Origin of the sequence: Pseudomonas sp. UMAB-08, assembly GCF_900095225.1 — a bacterium.
Classification (GTDB): Bacteria; Pseudomonadota; Gammaproteobacteria; order Pseudomonadales; family Pseudomonadaceae; genus Aquipseudomonas.
This window is the reverse complement of sequence record NZ_LT607435.1, coordinates 15,233-38,051: the sequence shown is the minus strand read 5'-3', so window position 1 is coordinate 38,051 and position 22,819 is coordinate 15,233. Positions and strand designations below refer to the sequence as shown.

20 protein-coding genes are annotated in these 22,819 nt (G+C 58.7%); 13 read left to right on the top strand and 7 right to left on the bottom strand.

The window, feature by feature from the left end; translation table 11 throughout:
• Positions 1–27: 27 nt before the first annotated feature.
• The 6 genes from K0F75_RS23535 to K0F75_RS23510 form a co-directional block, all read right to left on the bottom strand.
• Positions 28–909: a symmetrical bis(5'-nucleosyl)-tetraphosphatase gene (locus K0F75_RS23535; RefSeq protein WP_219064368.1), complete on the bottom strand. Its 882-nt coding sequence runs from the start codon at positions 907–909 to the stop codon at positions 28–30.
• The gene (gene apaG, locus K0F75_RS23530) at positions 909–1,289 is read right to left on the bottom strand and encodes a Co2+/Mg2+ efflux protein ApaG (protein WP_219064367.1); all 381 of its coding nucleotides are present in this window, start codon (positions 1,287–1,289) and stop codon (positions 909–911) included. Before apaG ends, K0F75_RS23535 begins: the two co-directional genes overlap by 1 nt.
• A 142-nt stretch (positions 1,290–1,431) precedes the next feature.
• Complete coding sequence (gene rsmA, locus K0F75_RS23525; RefSeq protein WP_219064366.1) at positions 1,432–2,238, bottom strand: 16S rRNA (adenine(1518)-N(6)/adenine(1519)-N(6))-dimethyltransferase RsmA; 807 nt, start codon at positions 2,236–2,238, stop codon at positions 1,432–1,434.
• Positions 2,235–3,224 (bottom strand): 4-hydroxythreonine-4-phosphate dehydrogenase PdxA, encoded by a 990-nt coding sequence (gene pdxA / locus K0F75_RS23520; protein ID WP_219064365.1) that lies wholly within the window; start codon positions 3,222–3,224, stop codon positions 2,235–2,237. The genes rsmA and pdxA overlap by 4 nt, the downstream gene beginning before the upstream one ends.
• A complete protein-coding gene (gene surA / locus K0F75_RS23515; RefSeq protein ID WP_219064364.1) occupies positions 3,221–4,561 on the bottom strand; it encodes a peptidylprolyl isomerase SurA in 1,341 nt (446 codons plus the stop codon). Before surA ends, pdxA begins: the two co-directional genes overlap by 4 nt.
• Complete coding sequence (locus K0F75_RS23510) at positions 4,542–7,340, bottom strand: LPS-assembly protein LptD (RefSeq protein ID WP_219064363.1); 2,799 nt, start codon at positions 7,338–7,340, stop codon at positions 4,542–4,544. Before K0F75_RS23510 ends, surA begins: the two co-directional genes overlap by 20 nt.
• 128 nt (positions 7,341–7,468) lie before the next feature.
• Between K0F75_RS23510 and K0F75_RS23505 the strand changes: the two genes are divergently transcribed.
• Genes K0F75_RS23505 through K0F75_RS23495 form a run of 3 tightly spaced genes read left to right on the top strand, consistent with a single transcriptional unit; the run spans position 7,469 to position 9,965 of the window.
• The gene (locus tag K0F75_RS23505; protein ID WP_219064362.1) at positions 7,469–8,494 is read left to right on the top strand and encodes an aminoglycoside phosphotransferase family protein; all 1,026 of its coding nucleotides are present in this window, start codon (positions 7,469–7,471) and stop codon (positions 8,492–8,494) included.
• A gap of 19 nt (positions 8,495–8,513) precedes the next feature.
• Positions 8,514–9,197, top strand: coding sequence for an N-acetylmuramate alpha-1-phosphate uridylyltransferase MurU (gene murU, locus K0F75_RS23500; RefSeq protein WP_219064361.1), 684 nt, complete (start codon positions 8,514–8,516; stop codon positions 9,195–9,197).
• Positions 9,198–9,965 carry a TerB family tellurite resistance protein gene (locus K0F75_RS23495; RefSeq protein ID WP_219064360.1) on the top strand — a complete coding sequence of 256 codons (768 nt, stop codon included), beginning with the start codon at positions 9,198–9,200 and terminating at the stop codon, positions 9,963–9,965. It abuts the gene before it with no gap.
• Between the two features lie 24 nt (positions 9,966–9,989).
• On the opposite strand, the gene K0F75_RS23490 is transcribed toward K0F75_RS23495, so the two are convergent.
• On the bottom strand, positions 9,990–10,973 hold the full coding sequence (locus K0F75_RS23490; protein WP_219064359.1) for an alpha/beta hydrolase family protein: 984 nt from the start codon (positions 10,971–10,973) through the stop codon (positions 9,990–9,992).
• A 121-nt stretch (positions 10,974–11,094) separates the two neighbouring features.
• On the opposite strand from K0F75_RS23490, the gene K0F75_RS23485 reads away from it, so the two are divergent.
• From K0F75_RS23485 to K0F75_RS23440, 10 genes are all read left to right on the top strand, one after another.
• Positions 11,095–13,518, top strand: a complete 2,424-nt coding sequence (locus tag K0F75_RS23485; protein WP_219064358.1) for a PAS domain S-box protein — start codon at positions 11,095–11,097, stop codon at positions 13,516–13,518.
• 32 nt (positions 13,519–13,550) lie between these two features.
• Positions 13,551–14,180 carry a response regulator transcription factor gene (locus K0F75_RS23480; protein ID WP_219064357.1) on the top strand — a complete coding sequence of 210 codons (630 nt, stop codon included), beginning with the start codon at positions 13,551–13,553 and terminating at the stop codon, positions 14,178–14,180.
• 218 nt (positions 14,181–14,398) lie between these two features.
• Positions 14,399–15,523 (top strand): ABC transporter ATP-binding protein, encoded by a 1,125-nt coding sequence (locus K0F75_RS23475; protein ID WP_219064356.1) that lies wholly within the window; start codon positions 14,399–14,401, stop codon positions 15,521–15,523.
• A gap of 66 nt (positions 15,524–15,589) precedes the next feature.
• Positions 15,590–16,624, top strand: coding sequence for an ABC transporter substrate-binding protein (locus tag K0F75_RS23470; RefSeq protein ID WP_219064355.1), 1,035 nt, complete (start codon positions 15,590–15,592; stop codon positions 16,622–16,624).
• Positions 16,625–16,720: 96 nt separating this feature from the next.
• On the top strand, positions 16,721–17,968 hold the full coding sequence (locus K0F75_RS23465; protein WP_219064354.1) for an ABC transporter permease: 1,248 nt from the start codon (positions 16,721–16,723) through the stop codon (positions 17,966–17,968).
• Between the two features lie 11 nt (positions 17,969–17,979).
• Complete coding sequence (locus tag K0F75_RS23460) at positions 17,980–18,804, top strand: ABC transporter permease (protein ID WP_219064353.1); 825 nt, start codon at positions 17,980–17,982, stop codon at positions 18,802–18,804.
• A 133-nt stretch (positions 18,805–18,937) separates the two neighbouring features.
• Entirely contained in the window at positions 18,938–19,612 is a 675-nt protein-coding gene (rpe, locus tag K0F75_RS23455; protein WP_219064352.1) for a ribulose-phosphate 3-epimerase, read from the top strand.
• Entirely contained in the window at positions 19,609–20,427 is an 819-nt protein-coding gene (locus K0F75_RS23450) for a phosphoglycolate phosphatase (RefSeq protein ID WP_219064351.1), read from the top strand. Before rpe ends, K0F75_RS23450 begins: the two co-directional genes overlap by 4 nt.
• Positions 20,428–20,497: 70 nt before the next feature.
• A complete protein-coding gene (gene trpE / locus K0F75_RS23445) occupies positions 20,498–21,979 on the top strand; it encodes an anthranilate synthase component I (RefSeq protein WP_219064350.1) in 1,482 nt (493 codons plus the stop codon).
• A gap of 227 nt (positions 21,980–22,206) precedes the next feature.
• Positions 22,207–22,806 (top strand): aminodeoxychorismate/anthranilate synthase component II, encoded by a 600-nt coding sequence (locus K0F75_RS23440; RefSeq protein ID WP_219064349.1) that lies wholly within the window; start codon positions 22,207–22,209, stop codon positions 22,804–22,806.
• Positions 22,807–22,819: the final 13 nt, after the last annotated feature.

Below are 22,819 nucleotides of genomic sequence, written 5' to 3'. Positions count from 1 at the left end.
CCTTGGGGTTTGGCTGAAAAGTGGATTCTAACGCTTGTTGGTGGTGTGTAACCCTGCACCCATAACTGACGCAGGGTTGGCGCGTGCCAAGCCCTTGTTGTCGCAATCGCAACGGTGCAGTTCGCCGCTGTCAACGTTGAGCAAGGTCATGGCGCTGCCCCAGACGCAGCCCGTATCGAGCGCAATCACGTTGGGTTCGCTGGACTTGCCTTCAAGGGCTGCCCAATGGCCGAAGATAATCTTCACGTCACTGGTTTTACGATCCTTGTAACTGAACCATGGGGCATAACCGGGCGGGGCGGTGTCTGCACCTTCCTTGCCCTTGAGGTCGAGCTTGCCGTCGCTGGTGCAGAAACGCATGCGTGTGAAGTAGTTGGTGATCACCAGTAGTCGCGTCACGCCGCGCAGGTCTTTGTCCCACTTGGCAGGTTCGTTGCCGTACATGCCATCGAGAAAAGGCTCGAGCAGGTTGTCGTCACGCAGAGCTTCTTCGACTTCGCTGGCGCATTTGAGCGCCTTTTTCAGCGTCCACTGGGGTGGGATGCCGGCATGCACCATGGCGATATTGCGTTCGGCGTCGTAGTGCATGAGCTTTTGCTGGCGTAGCCAATCAAGCAGGTCGCTGCAATCGGGTGCCTCAAGCACTTCGCGCAGGGTGTCGTTTTTCCTGAGGCGTTCGATATTGCGTGAAGCCGCGAGCAAGTGCAGGTCATGGTTGCCCAGCACGCAGACCAGCGCGTCGCGAATGCCGTACAGAAAGCGCAGGGTTTCGAGTGATTGCGGGCCGCGATTGACCAGATCCCCCACCAGCCACAGGCGGTCTTTACTCGGGTCGAAGGCGACATGTTCCAGGAGGCATTGCAGGGGTTCCAGGCAGCCTTGCACGTCACCGACGGCATACACCGCCATCAGTGCAGGGCCCCGGGCACCGCCAGGCGAAAGGGTGCAATGACCGCATCGAAACGCTTGCCGTCTTCGGCCAGCATTTGATAACTGCCTTGCATGTTGCCGACTTTCGTCATCATGACCGTGCCGCTGCTGTAAGTATGGCTTTGCCCGGCTTTGATCAGGGGTTGTTGGCCAACCACGCCATCCCCCCGAACTTCTTCGACATGGCCGTCACCGTCGGTGATGACCCAGTGCCGGGAGAGCAGTTTGGCGGGCAGTTCGCCACTGTTGTGCACCGTGACGGTGTACGCGAACGCGAAACGGTTCTGCTCGGGTTGCGACTGTTCTACGAGGAAGCGAGTGACGACGCTGACGTCGACCTGATAACGGGGATCGGACATGCAAGAGGCCTTGAAAGCAAAAGCGGAGAAAGGCGGACAATACCGGTGAAATCCAGTCTAGGGCATTTAGGAGGTAAAAAACCAACCCTCTGCAGGCTTTGTGCCTGCAATGGCGTTTTAACCTCCTGGATACCCTGTCACTTTACTCTGCGATGGGTTGCTCGCTCAGTTTGTCCGCCAGGCGGACGAAGGCTGCAAGGTCCAGTTGTTCGGGGCGCAGGCTGCCATCGACGCCAGCAGCTGTAATCTCTTCGCTGCTGAGCAAGGCCTTGAGTGTATTGCGCAGGGTCTTGCGGCGCTGATTGAAGGCTTCACGTACGACGCGTTCAAGCAGGCGATGATCCTTGGCCGGGTGCGGCAAGACATCGTGTGGCACCAGGCGGACAATGGCCGAGTCGACTTTAGGCGGCGGATTGAACGCGCCAGGTCCGACGTTGAACAGGTGTTCGACGCGGCAGTGGTACTGAACCATGATCGACAGGCGACCATAATCACCACCGCCAGGGCCTGCGGCGAGACGCTGGACCACTTCTTTTTGCAGCATGAAGTGCATGTCGCGGATCAGGTTGGCGTTCTGCAGCAGGTGGAAGATCAGCGGCGTGGAGATGTTGTACGGCAGGTTGCCGACGACTCTCAGGCTGTTCGGCGCTGGGTTCAGACTGGTGAAGTCGAACTTCAGTGCGTCGCCCTGGTGCAGATGGAAGTTGGGCTTGTTGCCGAACTGATGCATGAGGATCGGGATCAGGTCCTTGTCCAGCTCAACCACATCCAGTTGTGCACCGCTGTTGAGCAGGCCTTCGGTCAGGGCGCCTTGGCCCGGGCCGATTTCCAGCAGACGATCTTCCGGGCGGGCACGAATGGCACGCAGGATTTTATCGATCACGCCTGCGTCGTGCAGGAAGTTTTGCCCGAAGCGCTTGCGCGCCCGGTGTTGGAATTGCTCGGTCATGAATGCGTCTCGGCCATCTGGTAGGCGGTTTCCAGGGCGACCTTCAGGCTGCCGGTGTCGATCTTGCCGCTGCCGGCCAGATCCAGTGCGGTGCCGTGATCCACTGATGTGCGGATGATCGGCAAGCCCAGCGTCACGTTGACGGCAGCACCGAAACCTTTGTACTTCAGCACGGGCAGGCCCTGGTCGTGGTACATCGCCAGCACTGCATCGCAGTGCTCCAGATATTTGGGGGTAAACAGAGTGTCGGCAGGCAGTGGGCCGCGCAAGTCGAGGCCCTCACTGCGCAGGCGCTCCAGAGTAGGTTCAATGATGTCGATTTCTTCGCGGCCCAGATGTCCACCTTCGCCGGCATGCGGGTTGAGCCCGCAGACCAGAATGCGTGGCTGGACAATGCCAAACTTGTTGACCAGATCGGCGTGCAGGATTCGCGTGACGCGCTCCAGTCGCTCCGGTGTGATCGCATCGGCCACTTGACGCAGCGGCAGGTGAGTGGTCACCAGTGCCACGCGCAAGTCGCCGGTGGCGAGCATCATCACGACCTGTTCGGTGTGCGTCAGCTCGGCGAGGAATTCGGTGTGACCTGAAAAGGCGATGCCTGACTCGTTGATGACGCCCTTATGCACCGGGGCGGTAATCATCCCGGCAAAGTCGCCATCGATACAGCCCTGTCCGGCGCGGGTCAGCGTCTGCAGCACAAAGGCTGCATTGGCTTTGTCCAGTTGGCCTGCGGTCACGGGCGCCTGCAAGGGCGTGTCCCAGACGTACAGGCTGCCAGCCGGGGCGGGCAGGTCTGGCCAGGTATCGGGTGTCACCGCCAGCAGATTGACGGCCACGCCCAGCAGTGCGGCCCGCTCCAGGAGCAGGTCACGGCTGGTAATGGCAATCAGGGGGTGCGGCTGAGGTTGCGAGGCGAGCAGCAGGCACAGGTCGGGACCTATACCGGCCGGCTCGCCGGGTGTCAGAGCAAAGCGCAGTGGCTTCACTGCACAGCCTGACCAGCTTGGCCGGTCTGCTCAGCGCCTGGGAGCTTGATTTCAACGTAGGCTTCGTCGCGGATCTGACGCAGCCAGGTTTGCAGCTCCTCATCATATTTACGGTTGCGCAGCACAGTCAGTGCCTGCTGATCACGGGCCTGATCGGTGCTGTCGGTGGCGCGACGGCCAAGGACTTCCAGAACATGCCAGCCGTAAGGCGTTTTGAACGGTTTGGACAATTCGCCGGCTTGAGTATTGGCCATGACTTCGCGGAATTCCGGTACCAGGGTATTTGGATCGACCCAGTTCAGGTCGCCACCGTTAAGTGCCGAACCCGGATCTTCGGAGAAGCTTTTCGCCAGTTCGCCAAAGTCGTCGCCATTCTTGATGCGCTCATACAAGCGCTCAGCCAGACGATGAGTTTCCTCCTCGCTGCGGATTTCGCTCGGCTTGATCAGAATGTGGCGTACGTGCACTTCATCGCGCATCAGTGATTTACCTTGGCCGCCGCGTTTTTCCAGCAGCTTCAGGATAATGAAGCCACCGGGTGTGCGTGCAGGCGGTGTTACATCGCCCACTGGCATGGAGCCAAGCATCTCACCGAACGGTGGTGGCAACTGAGCGGCTTTACGCCAGCCCATATCACCGCCGTCCAATGCGTTTTCGCTTTTGGACTTGGCAATCGCCATCTGGCCGAAGTCGGCGCCGCGCTTGAGTTGATCGTAAACATCCTTGGCGTCACTGGCTGCCGCCTGGATCGCCGACGAAGATGCGCTGTCGGGGGTGGCGATCAGGATGTTGGCCAGGTGATATTCCTCGGACATTTGCATCTTGCCCATATCAGAAGCGAGGAAGTTCTTCACTTCCTGTTCCGACACCTGGATACGCTCCTGAACCCGGCGCTGACGCACCCGGCTGATGATCATTTCCCGGCGGACCTGTTCGCGAGCGTCGTTATAGGACAAACCGTCATGAGCCAGCGCGGCGCGGAATTGATCCAGGCTCATGCTGTTGCGCTGGGCAATGGTGCCGATGGCCTGATTCAGCTCTTCATCGGTGATCCGGATACCGGAGCGATCACCGATTTGCAGCTGGATATTCTCCACAATCAGGCGCTCGAGCACTTGCTGGTCCAGAGCGCTCGCAGGCGGCACACCAGAGCCACGCTTGGCGATGGTCTGCTGTACCTCACGGACTCGCTGGTCCAGCTGGCTTTGCATGATCACGTCGTTATCGACGATGGCCACGACCTTGTCGAGGGGCTGCACCGCAGCGTGCGCTGTGGTGCCCAGGAGTAGCGCGCCCAGCAGGAGCGGGCGCAGACAGTTAGAAAGCTTTGTCTTCACGTTCTTGATAACCCTGAATGCCTTTGTCGAGGAAGGATTCAACTTTGGCGCCAGTAACACCGCCCAGTCCCTTCAACACAACTTGTAAGAAAATGCCGTGGTCGCCTTTTTCGTTCTGAGGCGCTTGTTGGCTGAACTCGTCATAGTCAATCCAGTAGCGGTTGATCAGACGCAGCTTCCAGCAGCAGTTGTCATATTCAAAGCCACCAAAGGCTTCGAGGGTACGGTTGCGGTTGTAGTCGAACTGCCAGCGGCTGATCGCGCTCCATTGCGGCACGATTGGCCAGATCACCGAGAAGTCGTGTTGCTGGATTTTGTAGTAATCCTTCACGTAGCCCGGTTGGCCTGGGGTGCCGTAATCGCCACCGCCAACGCTCCACTTACCGGTGGTCTGGTCGTAACGCACCAGGTCATTACGGTAGCGGTAACCGGCGTTGATGATCTTGCCCGGGTTGTCTTCAGGCTGGTAGTGCATCATCGCGCTGCCAGAACGGGTGCTGCGGCTGTCCGGATCCCAGTTGAAATCGGACGTCGCGCGCCAGTCGCGGTTGAAGCGGTATTCGTATTCCAGTGCATAAGGCGATACGTTGGCCAGAGCATCGGCACGCGTATGGTAATCAATGCCTGGCAGTTGAACCTTGCGATCCTTGAAGTACATCGCTTGACCGATGCTGAAGCGTTGGCGTTCGAAGCCATTGTCTTCAATCCAGCGGTTGGTGATGCCCAGGGACAGTTTGTTCTCGTCACCAATACGGTCGGAGCCCACGAAACGATTGTCGCGGAACAGCGAGGCATAGTTGAACGTGGTTTCGGCGGTGTCGAAAACCGGGATGTCGTTCTGGTCTTTATCCGGCACGTAGAGGTAGAACAGGCGCGGTTCCAATGTCTGGCGGTAGTTTTTGCCGAACCATTGGGTATTTCTGTCGAAGTACAGACCGCTGTCGATGCTGGCGATAGGCACAGCACGGTCTTGCGAGCTGTTGAACGTCTCCTGGGTAGGCGATGTCAGGTTCGCGTTCGACAACAGATAGTCTTTACCTTGGCTATCAAGACTCAGATCGTACTTGGTGTACACATACTTGAGCGACGGCTTGATAAAGCCATACGTCCAATTCATCGGCAGGCTGACAGCCGGAGCAAGATTCAGGCGGTCGCCGTTGGCACGAGCAAGGCCGGACACGTTTGTATCGAGGCGGGGACTGGTTCCGCCATCCTTGTCGACAAAATTACCTGTCTCCAGATTCCGGTCAAAACGTACGGCTTCGGTCTCGTAAGCGAAGTTCAACCCGCCAGGATGGTACGGCAGCGCACCGTTGAAGGTGAGTTGCGGCAGGCGATTGTACGGGGTGATATCCGCAACGGTCGCCAGCTTGAACGCCTGCATGTTGAACCGTGCGGTGTAGGTGTCGCCGCGCCAGGTCAGGGAACCTTGCTGATTGATGTAGTCAGTTTTCTTGACACCAATCTGATCGGTCTGCAGATCCTGGAAGTAGTACGGGTCGCTGATGTCGGTGTAGTCGACTTGACTCATCAGACGCGAATCCAGACCACCCTTGTGCTGCCAGTTGATCATCCAGCGTGTGTCTTTGGAGTCTGTCTGCAGCTGACGATCATTGTCTTGATCGTTGAGGTACGCGCCGCCGAACTGGCCTTCGCTTGTTTTGGTCAGGTAGCGGGCCTCACCTTCCATCAACAAACCGCGTTTGCCCATAAAGCGCGGGTACAACGTGGCATCGTAGTTAGGTGCCAGGTTGAAGTAATACGGCGTGACCAGCATCAGGCCGGTCTTGCTGTCGCTGCTGATAGATGGCGGCAGGAAGCCAGACTGGCGGCGATCATCGATCGGGAAATAGATGTACGGGGTGTAGAAGATCGGTATGTCTTTGACCCGCAGCGTCGCGTTGGTCGCGGTACCGAAACCGGTGGCCGGGTTCAAGGTAATGTTATTACCCTTGATTTCCCAGGCGTTGCTGCTCGGTTCGCAGGTGGTGTAAGTGCCGTCCTTGAGTCGAATGATCGCGTTCTCGGCACGCTTGGCGTACAGCGCGCTCCCGCGAATATTGGACTTGTGCATCACGTATTCGGCGTTGTCGACTTTGGCTTCGCCGGTATCGAGTTGCAGCTCGGCGTGGTCACCGACGATCAGGGCGCCGTTCTGGCGAAGACGGACATTGCCGTTCAGTTCGCCACGGTTTTCGGTCTGATGAAGGCTGGCTTCTTCAGACTCGACCTGTAGGCCACCTTGACGCAATACCACGTCACCGGCCAGGGTCGCGACCTGTTCTTCCTGCTGATAACGAGAGGCCTTGGCACCGACGAACATCGGCGCGTCGCTCATCTTCGTCTTGTCATTCATGCCAGGACGGATCGGCTCGACGTAGGCACCTGAACAATAGGGGCCTGTTTCGGCCAATTGAGCCGGGGTAAGTTTCTCCCGCGGAACCCAATCCAGGTGGCTGTAGTCAGCACTGCGCGACTTCAGGCCTCGGCCTTTGGCTTCGGTGACCAGCGTGGGGGTGGCTTTTTCGCCGCCACGGGAGCCGCTGTCCGAAGGGCCCTGGCCATTCGAACTGACAGCGTCCGTGCTATGCACGGGCCGCGGCGGCAGTTGAGCAGCGTTGGCTTTCGGCGCGCAATCCCAGGTGCCCGAAGCAGAGACTGAGCAGTCATACTGTTCCGCGGCAACCACGAATTGAGTGGCTAGAGGTTGCATCGCCAGCAAACTGCCGGTTACGAGCAACGGAAATTTTTTACGGAACGCGGGGGATTTCAATGCCATCTTATTAGTCCGGGCTTCCTGCGTGCCATCTGCCGGCGGGGGGCCGCACGCCTCTCGATGGGCTGAAAAAGATGTCGGATAATAAAGCATGACCCGCTTGACGGCTAGCGCCGTCGGAGACCCTTGCAATGCCAGATCAAGATGTACGCCTGCAACACCTGAAAGTTTGGCTCGATGATCAGTTACCTGCGCTGTTCGCAGCTCAAGGCTGGGGCGCTGTACCCCCGGCCACGTTGACCGCCGCCAGCAGTGATGCCAGTTTCCGGCGGTATTTCCGTTGGGAGGGTGAAGGCCGCACTTTTATTGTGATGGACGCGCCTCCACCCCAGGAAAACTGCAAACCCTTCGTGGATATCGCTCATTTATTAGCTAAATCAGGAATTAATGTTCCGAAAATTTATGCCGAAGACCTGACGCGAGGCTTTCTTCTGCTCAACGACCTGGGTCGCAAGACCTACCTCGATGTGATCAATGCCGAGAATGCCGACGCGCTGTTCGCCGATGCGTTCGACGCGTTGCTGGCCTATCAGCAGTTGCCGATGGACGCGCCGCTGCCGAGCTACGACGTCGCGCTGTTGCGCCGCGAGCTGGAGCTCTTCCCCGAGTGGTATGTACGTCGTCATCTGGGCGTCGAGATGAGCCAGGCGCAACTGGGGATGTGGGAGCGGGTCAGCGATCTGTTGATCGACAGCGCGCTGGCGCAACCCAACGTGTTGGTGCATCGCGACTATATGCCGCGCAACTTGATGCACAGCGAGCCGAACCCCGGCGTGCTGGATTTTCAGGATGCGGTGTATGGGCCGGTGACCTATGACGTGACCTGCCTGTTCAAGGATGCATTCTTGAGCTGGCCCGAGGAGCGCGTGCGCGGCTGGTTGCTGACCTATTGGCAAGCCGCTGGCAAGCTGGGCATCCCGGTGCAGACGGAGTTTGAAGATTTTCTGCGGGCCAGTGATTTGATGGGCGTGCAGCGACATTTGAAAGTGATCGGTATTTTTGCGCGTATTTGCCACCGTGACGGCAAGCCTCGCTACCTGGCCGACGTGCCACGTTTCTTCGCCTATATAGACACCGTATTGGCGCGGCGCCCGGAGCTGGCTGAGCTGGCTGAGTTGTTGGCAAGCCTGCGTCAACCTGTTGGAGCTGTTGTATGAAGATGAAGGCAGTAAGCGCATGAAGGCGATGATTCTCGCCGCAGGCAAAGGCGAGCGCATGCGCCCTTTGACCCTGCACACGCCCAAGCCTCTGGTGCGTGCGGGCGATGTGCCTCTGATCGAGTATCACCTGCGGGCGCTGCTCGCGGCGGGATTCACAGAGGTGGTGATCAACCATTCCTGGCTGGGTCAGCAGATCGTCGATTATCTCGGTGACGGGCAGCGCCTGGGTTTGAGCATCCGTTATTCCGCTGAAGGCGAGCCCCTGGAAACCGGTGGCGGGATATTCCGTGCCCTGCCGCTGTTGGGCGACGAGTCGTTTTTGGTAGTGAACGGCGATATCTGGACGGATTACGATTTCACCCGTTTGCATCGGCCTATCCCAGGGCTGGCGCATCTGGTGTTGGTCGATAACCCTGCGCATCACCCTGCAGGTGATTTTGCACTGGTGGATGGGCATGTCCTGGATAGCCATGAGGTTGCCAGCCAAACCGCATCGCGGTTGACCTACAGTGGCGTGGCCATCCTCAATCCACGTCTGTTCGACGGTTGCGTGGCGGGGGCCTTCAAGCTGGCGCCGTTGTTGCGCGAAGCCATGGCGCAAGGACAGGTCACGGGCGAGCATTTCACGGGGCGCTGGGTCGATGTCGGCACCCATGAGCGCTTGGCTGAAGTCGAGCAGTTGCTTGCGGTGAGTCGCTAAATGCTGTGGCCAGGCACGTTGATTGGCGCTGGCGCCGGTTTTGCTATCGCCAGCATTCCGGGCGCGCTGCTGGGTGCGTTGCTCGGGCAGGCGCTTGATCGGCGTCTGGAACTGCACAGCTGGGCGCATCTGCGTCAGCGCCTGGGTGGGCGCAAGGTCCCGCGTGACGATGAGTTGCTGTTCATTCTGCTCGGCCGTTTGGCCAAGAGCGATGGGCGAGTGGTTGATGGGCATATCCAGCAGGCACGCGTGGAAATGCGGCGACTGGGCCTGAGTGAGCTGGCTCAGCGTCGAGCGATTCTGGCCTTCAATCGCGGCAAGGAAGGGCACGACCGACTGCGCGGATACCTGGGCCGCATGAAGACCCAGCCGCATGCTGCCGAAGGGCTGTTGCGGGCGTGTTGGCGCATGGCCTGGGCCGACGGCAAGGTGTCACGGGCTGAACGTGAGTTGATTGTGCTGTGGGGCAAATGGCTGGGGTGGTCAGCGCCAACGGTTGAGGCATTAGCCAGCGAGTACGATCCGCACAAAAAGCCACTGATCCGTAGCGGCGATGATTATAAAGAGGCGCTGCAGTTGCTGGGCGTGACAGCGGACGCAGAGCCGGCGCAGATCAAACGCGCTTATCGACGTCTGCTCAGCCGCCACCACCCGGATAAAGTCGCGGGCACAGGGGCCAACCTCTTGCAGGTGCGCGAAGCCACCGAGAAAACCCGCGAATTGCACCAAGCCTATACGCTGATTCGCGAGCGGCGGGACTTTCGCTGATCTGAGGCGTGGGGGGCGCTTACATTACTTGGCCTCCAGCCAGCCACGAACACGTCGGAACAGTTGCTCCTGTTCGTTGGCGTTGTCGCCCGGCAACGCTGCCAGCGCGACCTGTGTGTAGCCTTTGTTTTTCGTGCGTTTGCTCGCTTGCAGGCGTTGCAGTGCCGCCTGGCGGTATTGCGGCAAGTCTTTGTAGACGAAGTCAGCCGTTTTTACGTTCAGCGTTGTCGCCAGTTCATCCAGGGCTGGCTTGGTGTTGGAGGGCTCCTGCGCCGATACCATGACCAGTTTCTGAATGTTTGGCGAAGGTCGCTCGCTCAAGTAGCGGGCGGCCCAATATGCGCCGCTGCCATGCCCGAGCAATACAATGCTGCGGGCTTTTTGCTGTTGCGCGTAGGCGATGGCGCTTTCGATGCGGGCAAAAATGCGCTCGGCCTCCGCCTTGGCTTGCTCTTCAGCGGCAGCTGCGCGCGCCACGTTGTCAGCGGCGTCGGCTTCGGCAGTGCTCGCGGGGTCGGCTTTTTTTGAGGCGTCGCCGGTTTTGGCGTCCTTGTCCGCTGCAGTTTGATCTGCGACAGCCGCCGTTTCTTCAATGCGTGGCAAGCTGCCGCCGCTGGTCACATCTGGCAGGGTCAGGCTCAAACTGTCCCAACCAACGTCGGGAAATTTGCGCCGCAGGGGGCCTACCGCTTGTGGCCAGTCCGCCGACTCGCCCGCCCCCGGGATGATGATCACTGCGCCCTTGGGTTGAGCGACGTTGGCGGGTTTCCACAGGGCGAGGAAGCTACCACTGTCGGCCTGCAATTCCTGTTGCTCCTGCTGCGGCAGTTGGCGTTGGAGAGCGAGGGTGTCTTCCTGGCTGCGGTCCAGAATCAGTTGGCGTTCTGCCGGTACTGCGTCGGCTGCCGGTTTGTCTGACGCTGGATCAGCGGCCATCACCGGCATGGCACAAGGTAGTATCAGCGACAGGCATAACGCGGGAAACGTTGCGCTAAAGGTGTAGGACATCGGATATTCCAAGCCAGAAACAATCCTGGCAGCCTAATGGGTTGATCAGCATTTGTCAGGCACGCTCAGGGCAGTAATGCAATGCGGGACACAATTCAGGAAGCCACGGAATGACACGCTCATGATTCGATCACTGCGATTTTGGGTTCTTGCCTGTGCATGGAGGGGCTTGATTGCTTTGCCTTTGGTGGGCGTGCCGTTCGTGGCGTTGGCCGAGCCAGCACCAGCATCCTCTGCCGCGACGTTGAGCGTGGAGCAGCGCGCCTGGCTCGATCAGCACGGCCCGTTAAGGGTGGGCCTGGTCCTGCAAGCGCCCTATGCACAGTTTGATCGGCGCCTGCAGCAATTGTCGGGCGCCAACGTCGACCTGATGAACTCGCTGGCCAATACCCTGCAGGTCGAACTGCTCTGGCGCAATTTTCCGGATCAGGCCGCGCTGGAGAAGGCCTTGGGCGAGGGGGCTGTCGATCTGGCGCCGGGGCTGACACAAACGCCTGCGGGTTTGCGTTTATGGTTGTTTTCCGACCCTTACATGCGCGTGCCGAATCTGGTGGTCGGCGAGCGCCAAGGGGCGGGTGCAGTCGATCTGGAGAAGCTCGACAGCAGCGTCCGCGTTGCCGTGCGCATGCCCAGTGCGGTCGCTGATTATTTGCGCGGGACGTACACGCACCTCAATCTGCAAGGGGTGCCTCTGGAGCGCCAGGCGTTGCAGTTGTTGTTGAGCCAGCAGGCCAAATACGCCGTGATTGATGAAGCGCAGCTCAGCCGTTTGTCCATCGAGCCGGATTTTGCCGAGTTGGCGGTGGTGGGCGACATCGGCTTGCCGCAGCTATTACGCGTGGCGTCGCGAAAAAACTTGCCAGAGCTGGCTGACATCGTCAGTGCCGCGCTGCATGCGATCCCCGCCAGAGACCTTGAGCAACTGCACGCACGCTGGTTGCAGCCCAAGTACCCACGGCTGACTGAGTCGCCGGGTTTCTGGCAAAACCTCAGTCTGTTGTTTGCGGTGATGGGGCTGGCCTGCTTTGCGATTGTGATCTGGCAGCGTCGTCAGCAACAGGAACTGGAACACAGTCTGCTGGCTGCGCGTGAAGACATTGCTTTGCGCCAAGCCAGTGAAGCGGCGTTGCGGCTGACGCAGTTCTCTATCGATCAAAGCACGGTTGGCATTCTCTGGGTCAATTGGGACAGCCATGTGCGCTATGCCAATCGCGCCGCCGAGGCCATGCTGGGGTACGGCGTGGGCGGGGTGGTGGATCGGCCACTGATCGACTTCGAACCAAGCCTGCACATGGACCGCTGGTTGAACCTGTGGCGACGCGCCCGTTCCACGGAGGACAGCCCACAAAGTTTCGAGACAAACTGTATCCGTGCGAATGGCAGCATGTTGCCCACCGATGTGTCCTTGAGTTTTCTGCGCTTTCGCGATGCTGAGTACCTTGTGGTTTACCTCACTGACGTCACTGATCGGCGTAGGGCATTGGCCGCGCTGCAAGAAAGTGAAGCGCGCCTGCAAGGGATCGCGGCCAACGTGCCAGGTCTGGTGTTTCGTCTGGAGCGGGCGAACGCCGGCGATGCGCCGGAGTTCGCGTATATCAGTGAAGGCAGTGAAAGCCTGGTCGGCTATTCGCCCGCGACCTTGCGTCACAAAGAGATGGGGCTGCGCAATCTGGTGCACCCGGATGATCGCGCGGGCTATCACGTCATTCAGGATCGCTCTCTGGACGGCAACAGCGACTGGTCATGGCAGGGGCGCATCCTGACCCGCAATGGCGAGGAGCGCTGGGCGGAGATCAAGGCCATCGCCCGGCATCTGGAGGATGACCGCGTGGTCTGGGACGGGATCGTCTGGGACATCAGTGAAAGCAAGCGTATAGAACTGGAACTGGCCGGTTCCCGCGAGCAACTGCGCGAACTGTCAGCGCACCTGGAAAGTGTGCGTGAAGAAGAGAAAGCCCGTATCGCCCGCGAGGTGCATGACGAGCTGGGGCAGATGCTGACGGTACTCAAGCTGGAAACGTCGATGTGCGAGCTGGCCTACGCCGACCTTGATCCAGGCTTGCACGAGCGGCTGAACAGCATGAAACGTCTGATCTCACAGCTCTTTCAACTGGTGCGTGATGTCGCCACGGCGCTGCGCCCGCCGATTCTCGATGCGGGCATTGCGTCGGCCATCGAATGGCAAGCCCGACGTTTTGAAGCGCGCACCCAGATTCCGTGTCTGGTAGAGGTCCCCGATAACCTGCCCATGCTCAGCGATGCCAAGGCCATCGGCTTGTTTCGGATTCTTCAGGAAGCACTGACCAACGTGATGCGTCACGCCCAGGCGCATACCGTCGAGCTGAGTCTGACGCTGGATGACGGCATGCTGTGCATGACCATCGCCGACGACGGCTGCGGTTTTGTGCCCGAGCAGGGCAGGCCGACCTCGTTCGGTCTGGTGGGCATGCGCGAGCGGGTGTTGATGCTGGGCGGCAGATTGCTGCTGGACAGTGAGTCCGGTGAAGGCACAACCTTGCGTGTGTACATTCCACTTGCCGATTAATGATTGAAAACTGCTGGGCAGGAGCGTGAAACGTGATTCGTGTATTGGTAGCCGAAGACCACACCATTGTCCGTGAAGGTATCAAACAGCTGATCGGGCTGGCGAAGGATCTGGCGGTGGTGGGTGAGGCCAGCAACGGTGAGCAACTGCTGGAAACGTTGCGTCATGTCGAGTGCGAAGTGGTGCTGCTGGATATTTCCATGCCGGGCGTAAATGGCCTGGAAGCGATCCCGCGAATTCGCGCCCTGAACAACCCGCCGGCGATTCTGGTGTTGTCCATGCACGACGAAGCGCAGATGGCCGCCCGTGCATTGAAGATCGGCGCTGCCGGTTATGCCACCAAGGACAGTGATCCGGCGTTGTTGCTGACGGCGATTCGGCGGGTGGCTGCCGGTGGGCGTTACATCGACCCGGACCTGGCGGACCGCATGGTGTTTGAAGTCGGCCTGACCGATAACCGTCCGCTCCACTCGCTGCTGTCCGAGCGCGAGTTTTCAGTGTTCGAGCGCTTGGCACAGGGGGCGAACGTCAACGACATTGCTCAGCAACTGGCCTTGAGCAGCAAAACCATCAGCACGCACAAAGCGCGACTGATGCAGAAGCTCCACGTCACTTCGCTGGCCGATCTGGTGAAGTATGCGATGGAGCACAAGTTGCTCTAATCAGGCGGATGCCTGAAAACGACACGCTTCAACCTCATGTTTTTGTAGGCGTTGACGTGTCGTGAGCGGTGGCGACGCGATCCGGTTACGACACCTCATGTCTAATCGCGCCATCGCTGTAGGGCAATCCCTACAGCAATCTCTCTTGCCCCCCGATTTGCGCGGCCAATGGTCTGATCTAGGATTAATCCACGGCATACAAAACAAAGGTGTGGGTAATGAGCGACGTCGATTCAAGTGCTGGGGCGAGTGAAGTTCTGGTCAGCTTCCGTGGTGTGCAAAAGAGCTACGACGGCGAAGCACTGATCGTCAAAAACCTCAACCTGGAAATTCGCAAAGGCGAGTTCCTCACCCTGCTGGGGCCTTCCGGTTCTGGCAAGACCACCAGCTTGATGATGCTGGCCGGTTTCGAAACGCCAACCGCTGGCGAAATCCTGTTGGCTGGCCGCGCGATCAACAACGTGCCGCCGCATAAGCGTGACATCGGCATGGTATTTCAGAACTACGCCTTGTTCCCGCACATGACCGTCTCGGAGAACCTGGCGTTTCCGCTGACAGTCCGCGGCTTGAACAAGACCGACGTCAGCGAGCGGGTCAAGCGCGTGCTGAGCATGGTTCAGCTCGACACCTTCGCCCATCGGTACCCGGCGCAGCTTTCCGGCGGTCAACAACAGCGTGTGGCCTTGGCCCGGGCGCTGGTGTTCGAACCACAACTGGTGCTGATGGACGAACCCTTGGGTGCGTTGGACAAACAACTGCGTGAACACATGCAGATGGAGATCAAACACCTGCACGAACGCCTCGGCGTTACCGTGGTGTACGTGACCCATGACCAGGGTGAAGCCCTGACCATGTCCGACCGGGTGGCGGTATTCCATCAGGGCGAGATCCAGCAGATTGCGCCTCCGCGCACGCTCTACGAAGAACCGAAAAACACGTTTGTCGCCAACTTCATCGGCGAAAACAACCGTCTTAACGGCAACCTGGTCAGCTGCACCGGTGATCGGTGTGTCGTGGCGCTGGCCCGTGGCGAGAAGGTCGAGGCGCTGGCAGTCAATGTTGGCAAGATCGGTGACCCGGTGACCTTGTCGATTCGCCCTGAGCGCGTTCGGGTGAACGGCCACAGCGAAAGCTGTGTGAACCGTTTCTCTGGCCGCGTCGCTGAATTCATTTATCTGGGTGACCACGTTCGTGTGCGTCTGGAAGTTGCAGGAAAAACAGACTTCTTCGTCAAGCAGCCAATCGCCGAGCTGGATCCGGGGTTGACGGTGGGCGACGTTGTGCCAATTGGATGGCAGGTCGAACACGTTCGCGCGCTCGATCCCTTGCTGGAAGCGCATTAATTAACAGTCAGAGGCGAATCAATCGCCCCACGCATACCCAACACTGCACTGTGGAGAGAACAATAAATGCTTAAATCTTTGAAGTTCACCGCTATTACGCTCGGCATGATGTGCGCGGCAAACGCCATGGCGGCGGCAGATCTGACCGTTATATCCTTCGGCGGCGTTAACAAGGCAGCTCAGGAAAAAGCGTTCTACGCACCGTGGGAAAAAGCTGGCAACGGCAAGGTGGTTGCGGGCGAGTACAACGGTGAAATGGCCAAGGTCAAAACCATGGTCGACACCAAGAGCGTCTCTTGGGACCTGGTAGAAGTCGAATCGCCTGAGCTGTCCCGTGGTTGCGATGAAGGGATGTTCGAAGAGATTGATCCAGCGATGCTTGGCAAGTCGGAAGACTATGTCAAAGGCGCTATCCAGACCTGCGGCGTTGGTTTCTTCGTATGGTCCACCGTGTTGGCCTACAACGCCGACAAGCTGAAAACCGCACCTACCAGCTGGGCCGATTTCTGGGACGTGAAGACATTCCCAGGCAAGCGTGGCTTGCGTAAAGGTGCCAAGTACACCCTGGAATTCGCCTTGATGGCCGACGGCGTAGCGCCTAAAGATGTTTACAAGGTGCTGGCGGGTAAAGGCGGTCAAGACCGTGCATTCAAGAAACTCGACGAACTCAAGCCGAACATTCAGTGGTGGGAAGCAGGCGCTCAACCGCCACAGTTCCTGGCCTCCGGTGACGTCGTGATGAGCTCTGCCTACAACGGCCGTATCGCCGCTGTGCAAAAAGAAAGCAATCTGAAAGTGGTCTGGAACGGCGGCATCTACGATTTCGACGCATGGGCCATCCCAAAAGGCTCGAAAAACGCCGAAGCAGCGAAGAAATTCATCGCCTTCTCGGTCAAGCCAGAACAGCAGAAGATCTATTCGGAAAACATCGCTTACGGCCCAGCTAACACCCAAGCCGTACCGCTGCTGGACAAAGGCATCTTGAAAGATATGCCGACCACTCCGGAAAACATCAAGGACCAAGTGCAGATCGACGTCGGCTTCTGGGCTGACAACGGCGAGCAACTGGAACAGCGCTTCAACGCGTGGGCGGCCAAGTAACCGTTTTACGCTGAGTCAGATCCAGGTGCGCTCCCTCTTCTGCTGTGGATAGGGAGGAGGGGCGCATCCATCGTTCAAAGATTTTCGGAGTTCGCTATGGCCATCACAGTGCCCCTTACAGAAGGCGCCAGCCCCACCCTGAAACAGCGTCTGGCTCGTGCTGAACGGGTCAATCGCTGGAAGGCTCAGGCATTGATCGCTCCGCTGGTGCTGTTTTTGCTGCTGGTATTTCTGGTGCCAATTATTGCGCTGCTCTACAAGAGCGTCGGTAACCCAGAAGTGGTCGGCGCCTTACCGCGTACGGTTGCAGCGGTGGCCCAATGGGACGGCAAGAGTCTTCCGTCCGAGGCTGCGTACCAGGCACTGAGCGTGGACCTGGCTGAAACCCGCAAGAATCAGACCCTGGGCGATTTGTCCAAGCGCCTGAACATGGAACTGGCCGGTTATCGCAGCCTGCTGACGAAAACCGCCCGCGCATTGCCGTTCAAGACTGAACCGACCTCTTATAAAGAAGCGCTCGAAGCTGTCGATGAGCGCTGGGGCGATCCTGCCTATTGGCAAGCGATCCGCCGTAACACCAGTAGCATCACCCCTTATTACTTGCTGGCCGCAGTCGACCATCGCATCGATGACCTCGGTGAAGTGGCGCCCGCGACCCCTGATCAAGCCATTTACGTGGATATTTTCGCCCGCACGTTCTGGATGGGTCTGGTCATCACCGCGATCTGCCTAGTGCTGGCTTACCCATTGGCGTACCTGCTGGCGAACCTGCCTTCCCGGCAAAGCAACCTGCTGATGATTATGGTGCTGCTGCCATTCTGGACCTCGATTCTGGTGCGGGTTGCCGCGTGGATCGTATTGCTCCAGTCCAGTGGCTTGATCAACAGCGCCTTGATGGCGATGGGCATCATTGATAAACCGCTGGAGCTGGTGTTCAACCGGGTCGGCGTTTACATCTCGATGGTGCACATCATGCTGCCGTTCATGATCCTGCCGATTTACAGCGTGATGAAGGGCATTTCCCCGACGTACATGCGGGCGGCGATTTCCCTGGGCTGCCATCCATTCGCCAGCTTCTGGCGCGTGTATTTCCCGCAGACGTATGCCGGTGTCGGTGCGGGTTGTCTGTTGGTGTTCATTTTGTCGATTGGCTACTACATCACGCCGGCGTTGCTCGGCAGCCCGAACGATCAAATGGTCAGCTACTTCGTCGCCTTCTACACCAACACCAGTATCAACTGGGGCATGGCCACGGCTTTGGGCGGTTTGCTGTTGATGGCAACCATCGTGCTTTACCTGATTTATAACTGGCTAGTCGGCGCCAGCCGCATGCGCCTGAGCTGAGGAGAATCAACATGCTGAGCCCTTATACGTCTCCTATTGAGCGGGTCTGGTATTACGCCCTGCGTATTCTCTGCGGGCTGGTACTTTTGTTTCTGGTCCTGCCGGTGCTGGTGATCATCCCGCTGTCGTTCAACTCCGGGAGCTTTCTGGTTTACCCGCTGCAAGGGTTTTCCATGCACTGGTACCAGGACTTCTTCGCCTCCGCTGAATGGATGCGCTCGCTGAAGAACAGCATGATCGTTGCGCCTGCCGCCACGGTATTGGCAATGAGCTTCGGTACGCTGGCTGCGATTGGCCTGACCCGTGGCAACTTTCCGGGCAAGGCGCTGGTCATGGCCTTGGTGATTTCGCCAATGGTCGTTCCGGTGGTCATTGTCGGTGTCTCCAGCTACCTGTTCTTTGCCCCACTGGGGTTGGGCAACAGTTACATATCGCTGATTCTGGTGCATGCGGTGTTGGGTGTGCCCTTCGTGATCATCACCGTATCGGCTACCTTGCAGGGCTTCAACCACAACCTGGTTCGTGCTGCCGCCAGCCTCGGGGCATCGCCATTGACTGCGTTCCGCCGGGTGACCTTGCCACTGATCGCGCCGGGCGTGGTATCGGGTGCACTGTTTGCGTTCGCCACCTCGTTCGATGAAGTGGTCGTGACCTTGTTCCTTGCTGGCCCTCAACAGGCCACGCTGCCTCGGCAGATGTTCAGCGGTATCCGCGAAAACCTCAGCCCGACCATCGCGGCTGCGGCCACCATGCTGATCGCGTTCTCGGTGGTGCTGTTGCTGGTACTGGAATGGTTGCGCGGACGTAGCGAGAAGTTGCGAACTCAAGTGGCCTGATCGATCTGGCAGGAAAAATCTGTGGCTGACCCCTGTTCTGCGGGATCGGGGTTTGGCTCGGATCTGCGGAGAGTTGCACCCGGCCTGACTAAGGTACAATGCGCGCCACCGTGATTCTGCTCAAAGGTGCGTCATGCAGCCCTTCGTTATTGCTCCTTCAATTCTTTCCGCCGACTTCGCCCGTCTGGGCCAGGAAGTCGACAATGTTCTCGCCGCTGGCGCGGACATTGTCCACTTCGATGTCATGGACAATCACTACGTACCTAACCTGACCATCGGCCCGATGGTCTGCACGGCATTGCGCAAGTACGGCATCACCGCGCCCATTGATGTTCATTTGATGGTCAGCCCGGTTGACCGCATGATCGGCGACTTCATCGAAGCCGGCGCCACGTACATCACCTTCCACCCTGAAGCCACACAGCACGTCGACCGCTCACTGCAGTTGATCCGTGAAGGTGGTTGCAAGGCCGGCCTGGTGTTCAACCCGGCCACGCCACTGAACGTGCTTGAATATGTGATGGACAAGGTCGACATGATCTTGCTGATGAGCGTTAACCCCGGTTTTGGCGGGCAGAAGTTCATCCCAGGCACCCTGAACAAACTGCGCGAAGCGCGGGCGCTGATAGAAGCCTCCGGCTATGACATTCGTCTGGAAATCGACGGTGGGGTCAATGTGAACAACATTCGTGAGATCGCTGCCGCCGGTGCCGACACCTTTGTCGCTGGCTCAGCTATCTTCAATGCGCCGGACTACCAAGAGGTTATCCAGAAAATGCGTGCCGAACTGGCGTTGGCTCGTCCATGAGCGGGTTTGAGCAGCTGTTCCCGGGCCGCTTGCCCAAGCTGGTGATGTTCGATCTGGATGGCACATTGATCGACTCAGTGCCAGACCTCGGTGCGGCCGTGGACAACATGCTGCTCAAGCTCGGGCGCCCGCCGGCCGGAATCGCGTCGGTGCGAGTCTGGATCGGTAATGGCGCCCGGGTGTTAGTCCGTCGCGCACTGGCCAATGATTTCGATCATTCGTCCGTGAGCGACGCAGACACCGAAGAGGCCCTGGCGATTTTCATGGAGGTGTACGCGGGCAGTCACGCGCTGACGCAGGTGTACCCAGGCGTGCGCGAAACCTTGAAGTGGATGCAGAAACAGGGCGTTGAAATGGCCCTGATCACCAACAAGCCGGAGCGTTTCGTCGCGCCGCTGCTGGATGAGTTGAAACTGGGACGGTTTTTTCGCTGGATCATCGGTGGCGATACGTTGCCACAACAGAAGCCTGATCCGGCGGCGCTGTTTTTTGTGATGAAAATGGCCGGTGTTCCGGCATCCCAATCGCTGTTCGTCGGTGACTCGCGCAACGATGTGCTGGCAGCAAAAGCGGCAGGCGTTGCCAGTGTGGCACTCAGCTATGGCTACAACCATGGCCGGCCGATTGCCGAGGAATCGCCGTCGCTGGTTATTGATGACCTGCGTATGCTGCTCCCCGGTTGCTTAGATCCTGCCGCTGCGCTAACGTTGGCCGACGTCAAATCCCCCCCTCAAAGAGATTCCATCGTGGTGGTCACCCGCAAGCTCTGGATGAAAGTCATTAAGGCCCTGGCCCGCTGGCGTTGGCGCGCCTGACTTGACTCTGGCCGGTCCACCGGCGCGTTTGCATACCTGACCGTTTTACCCTCAAGCCACGAGGCTGATCATGACCCGCGAAGAATTTCTGCGTTTGGCTGCTGCCGGTTACAACCGTATCCCGCTTGCCTACGAAACCCTTGCCGACTTCGACACACCGCTGTCGATCTACCTGAAACTGGCCGACCAGCCGAACTCCTATTTGCTGGAGTCGGTGCAGGGCGGCGAGAAGTGGGGCCGGTACTCCATCATTGGCCTGCCATGCCGCACCGTGATGCGGGTCCACGAACAGCAGATCAGCGTGACCCAGGACGGCGTCGAGATCGAGCGCCTGGAGTCAGAAGACCCGTTGGCGTTCGTCGAAGAATTCAAAGCGCGCTACAACGTGCCGACCATTGCCGGTTTACCGCGTTTCAATGGCGGGCTGGTGGGTTACTTCGGCTACGACTGCGTGCGTTATGTCGAGAAGCGCCTGGGCAAATGTCCAAACCCGGACCCGCTGGGTGTGCCGGATATCCTGCTGATGGTGTCGGATGCGGTGGTGGTGTTCGATAACCTCGCAGGCAAGATGCACGCGATCGTGCTGGTCGACCCGGCTGAAGCCGGCGCCTACGAAAAGGGCCTGGCGCGCCTGGATGAGTTGATGGGAAAACTTCGTCAGCCGATTACCCCGCGTCGCGGTCTTGATCTGACCCGGCCGCAAGCGCCTGATCCGATATTCCGCTCCAGTTTTACTCAAGACGATTACGAGCGCGCAGTGGACACCATCAAGGAGTACATCCTTGCCGGTGACGTGATGCAGGTCGTTCCGTCGCAACGCATGTCGATCGACTTCAAGGCCGCCCCCATCGACCTGTACCGTGCGCTGCGTTGTTTCAACCCGACGCCTTATATGTATTTCTTCAACTTTGGCGACTTCCATGTCGTGGGCAGTTCGCCTGAAGTCCTGGTGCGGGTCGAAGACAACCTGATCACCGTGCGCCCGATTGCCGGTACCCGTCCGCGCGGCGCGAATGAAGAAGAAGACCTGGCGCTGGAAAAAGACCTGCTTTCCGATCACAAAGAGGTCGCCGAACACTTGATGTTGATCGATCTGGGGCGCAACGACACCGGTCGCGTGTCTGAAATCGGCTCGGTCAAACTCACGGAAAAGATGGTTATCGAGCGTTACTCCAACGTGATGCACATTGTTTCCAACGTCACTGGCCAGTTGAAAAGTGGCCTGACTGCGATGGACGCCCTGCGTGCGATTCTGCCGGCGGGCACCTTGTCTGGCGCGCCTAAAATCCGCGCCATGGAAATTATTGACGAGCTGGAACCGGTCAAGCGTGGCGTCTATGGTGGCGCCGTGGGGTATCTGGCCTGGAACGGCAACATGGACACCGCGATTGCGATCCGCACTGCCGTGATCAAGAACGGTGAACTGCACGTGCAAGCCGGCGGCGGTATCGTCGCTGACTCGGTGCCCGCGCTGGAATGGGAAGAGACCCTGAACAAGCGCCGCGCCATGTTCCGTGCGGTGGCGCTTGCCGAGCAAGAGCCGCTTTCCTGAGACCCGCTCCCACAGAGATACCCCTATCTACTGTGGGAGCGAATTTATTCGCGAATGGCTTGATGCGGTGTTTTTCAGACACCCCGCTATCGCAGTCTTCGGCAGCGCCTGCACATACTGTGTCAATCGTCCAGACTCACAGCCAGGCTTACGCCTTGCTGGTAAACGCGAAGCTGACATTGTTCACGGGCTGCTTAAGACGTCAGTAATTTCGAGAGGTTAAACACATGTTGCTGATGATTGATAACTACGACTCGTTTACTTATAACGTCGTGCAATACCTGGGTGAGTTGGGTGCCGAGGTCAAAGTGATCCGCAACGACGAGCTGAGCATTGCCGAGATCGAAGCCCTGAACCCAGAACGCATTGTGATTTCCCCTGGCCCATGCACCCCGACTGAAGCGGGCGTATCGCTGGAGGTGATCAAGCACTTCGCCGGTAAGTTGCCGATTCTGGGCGTGTGCCTGGGCCATCAGTCTATTGGTCAGGCATTTGGGGGTGATGTCGTGCGGGCGCGGCAAGTGATGCATGGCAAGACCAGTCCGGTAATTCATGAAGACCTTGGCGTATTCGAAGGCTTGAATCATCCGTTGACGGTTACCCGTTATCATTCCCTGATCGTCAAGCGCGAAACCCTGCCCGATTGCCTGGAGGTGACCGCCTGGACCGAGCTTGAAGACGGTTCGGTCGATGAAATCATGGGCCTGCGGCACAAGACGCTGAATATCGAGGGGGTGCAGTTTCACCCTGAGTCGATTCTTACCGAGCAGGGACATGAGCTGTTCGCCAACTTCCTCAAGCAAACTGGCGGCAGCCGTCAGGGTTAAGGGGCTTTCAAGG

Excerpts from the sequence above, each read along its gene's own strand:
- K0F75_RS23535 (WP_219064368.1), bottom strand. The coding sequence starts at position 909 with ATGGCGGTGTATGCCGTCGGTGACGTGCAAGGCTGCCTGGAACCCCTG.
- apaG (WP_219064367.1), bottom strand. The coding sequence starts at position 1,289 with ATGTCCGATCCCCGTTATCAGGTCGACGTCAGCGTCGTCACTCGCTTC.
- rsmA (WP_219064366.1), bottom strand. The coding sequence starts at position 2,238 with ATGACCGAGCAATTCCAACACCGGGCGCGCAAGCGCTTCGGGCAAAAC.
- K0F75_RS23510 (WP_219064363.1), bottom strand. The coding sequence starts at position 7,340 with ATGGCATTGAAATCCCCCGCGTTCCGTAAAAAATTTCCGTTGCTCGTA.
- K0F75_RS23505 (WP_219064362.1), top strand. The coding sequence starts at position 7,469 with ATGCCAGATCAAGATGTACGCCTGCAACACCTGAAAGTTTGGCTCGAT.
- murU (WP_219064361.1), top strand. The coding sequence starts at position 8,514 with ATGAAGGCGATGATTCTCGCCGCAGGCAAAGGCGAGCGCATGCGCCCT.
- K0F75_RS23495 (WP_219064360.1), top strand. The coding sequence starts at position 9,198 with ATGCTGTGGCCAGGCACGTTGATTGGCGCTGGCGCCGGTTTTGCTATC.
- K0F75_RS23490 (WP_219064359.1), bottom strand. The coding sequence starts at position 10,973 with ATGTCCTACACCTTTAGCGCAACGTTTCCCGCGTTATGCCTGTCGCTG.
- K0F75_RS23485 (WP_219064358.1), top strand. The coding sequence starts at position 11,095 with ATGATTCGATCACTGCGATTTTGGGTTCTTGCCTGTGCATGGAGGGGC.
- K0F75_RS23475 (WP_219064356.1), top strand. The coding sequence starts at position 14,399 with ATGAGCGACGTCGATTCAAGTGCTGGGGCGAGTGAAGTTCTGGTCAGC.
- K0F75_RS23470 (WP_219064355.1), top strand. The coding sequence starts at position 15,590 with ATGCTTAAATCTTTGAAGTTCACCGCTATTACGCTCGGCATGATGTGC.
- K0F75_RS23465 (WP_219064354.1), top strand. The coding sequence starts at position 16,721 with ATGGCCATCACAGTGCCCCTTACAGAAGGCGCCAGCCCCACCCTGAAA.
- K0F75_RS23460 (WP_219064353.1), top strand. The coding sequence starts at position 17,980 with ATGCTGAGCCCTTATACGTCTCCTATTGAGCGGGTCTGGTATTACGCC.
- rpe (WP_219064352.1), top strand. The coding sequence starts at position 18,938 with ATGCAGCCCTTCGTTATTGCTCCTTCAATTCTTTCCGCCGACTTCGCC.
- K0F75_RS23450 (WP_219064351.1), top strand. The coding sequence starts at position 19,609 with ATGAGCGGGTTTGAGCAGCTGTTCCCGGGCCGCTTGCCCAAGCTGGTG.
- trpE (WP_219064350.1), top strand. The coding sequence starts at position 20,498 with ATGACCCGCGAAGAATTTCTGCGTTTGGCTGCTGCCGGTTACAACCGT.
- K0F75_RS23440 (WP_219064349.1), top strand. The coding sequence starts at position 22,207 with ATGTTGCTGATGATTGATAACTACGACTCGTTTACTTATAACGTCGTG.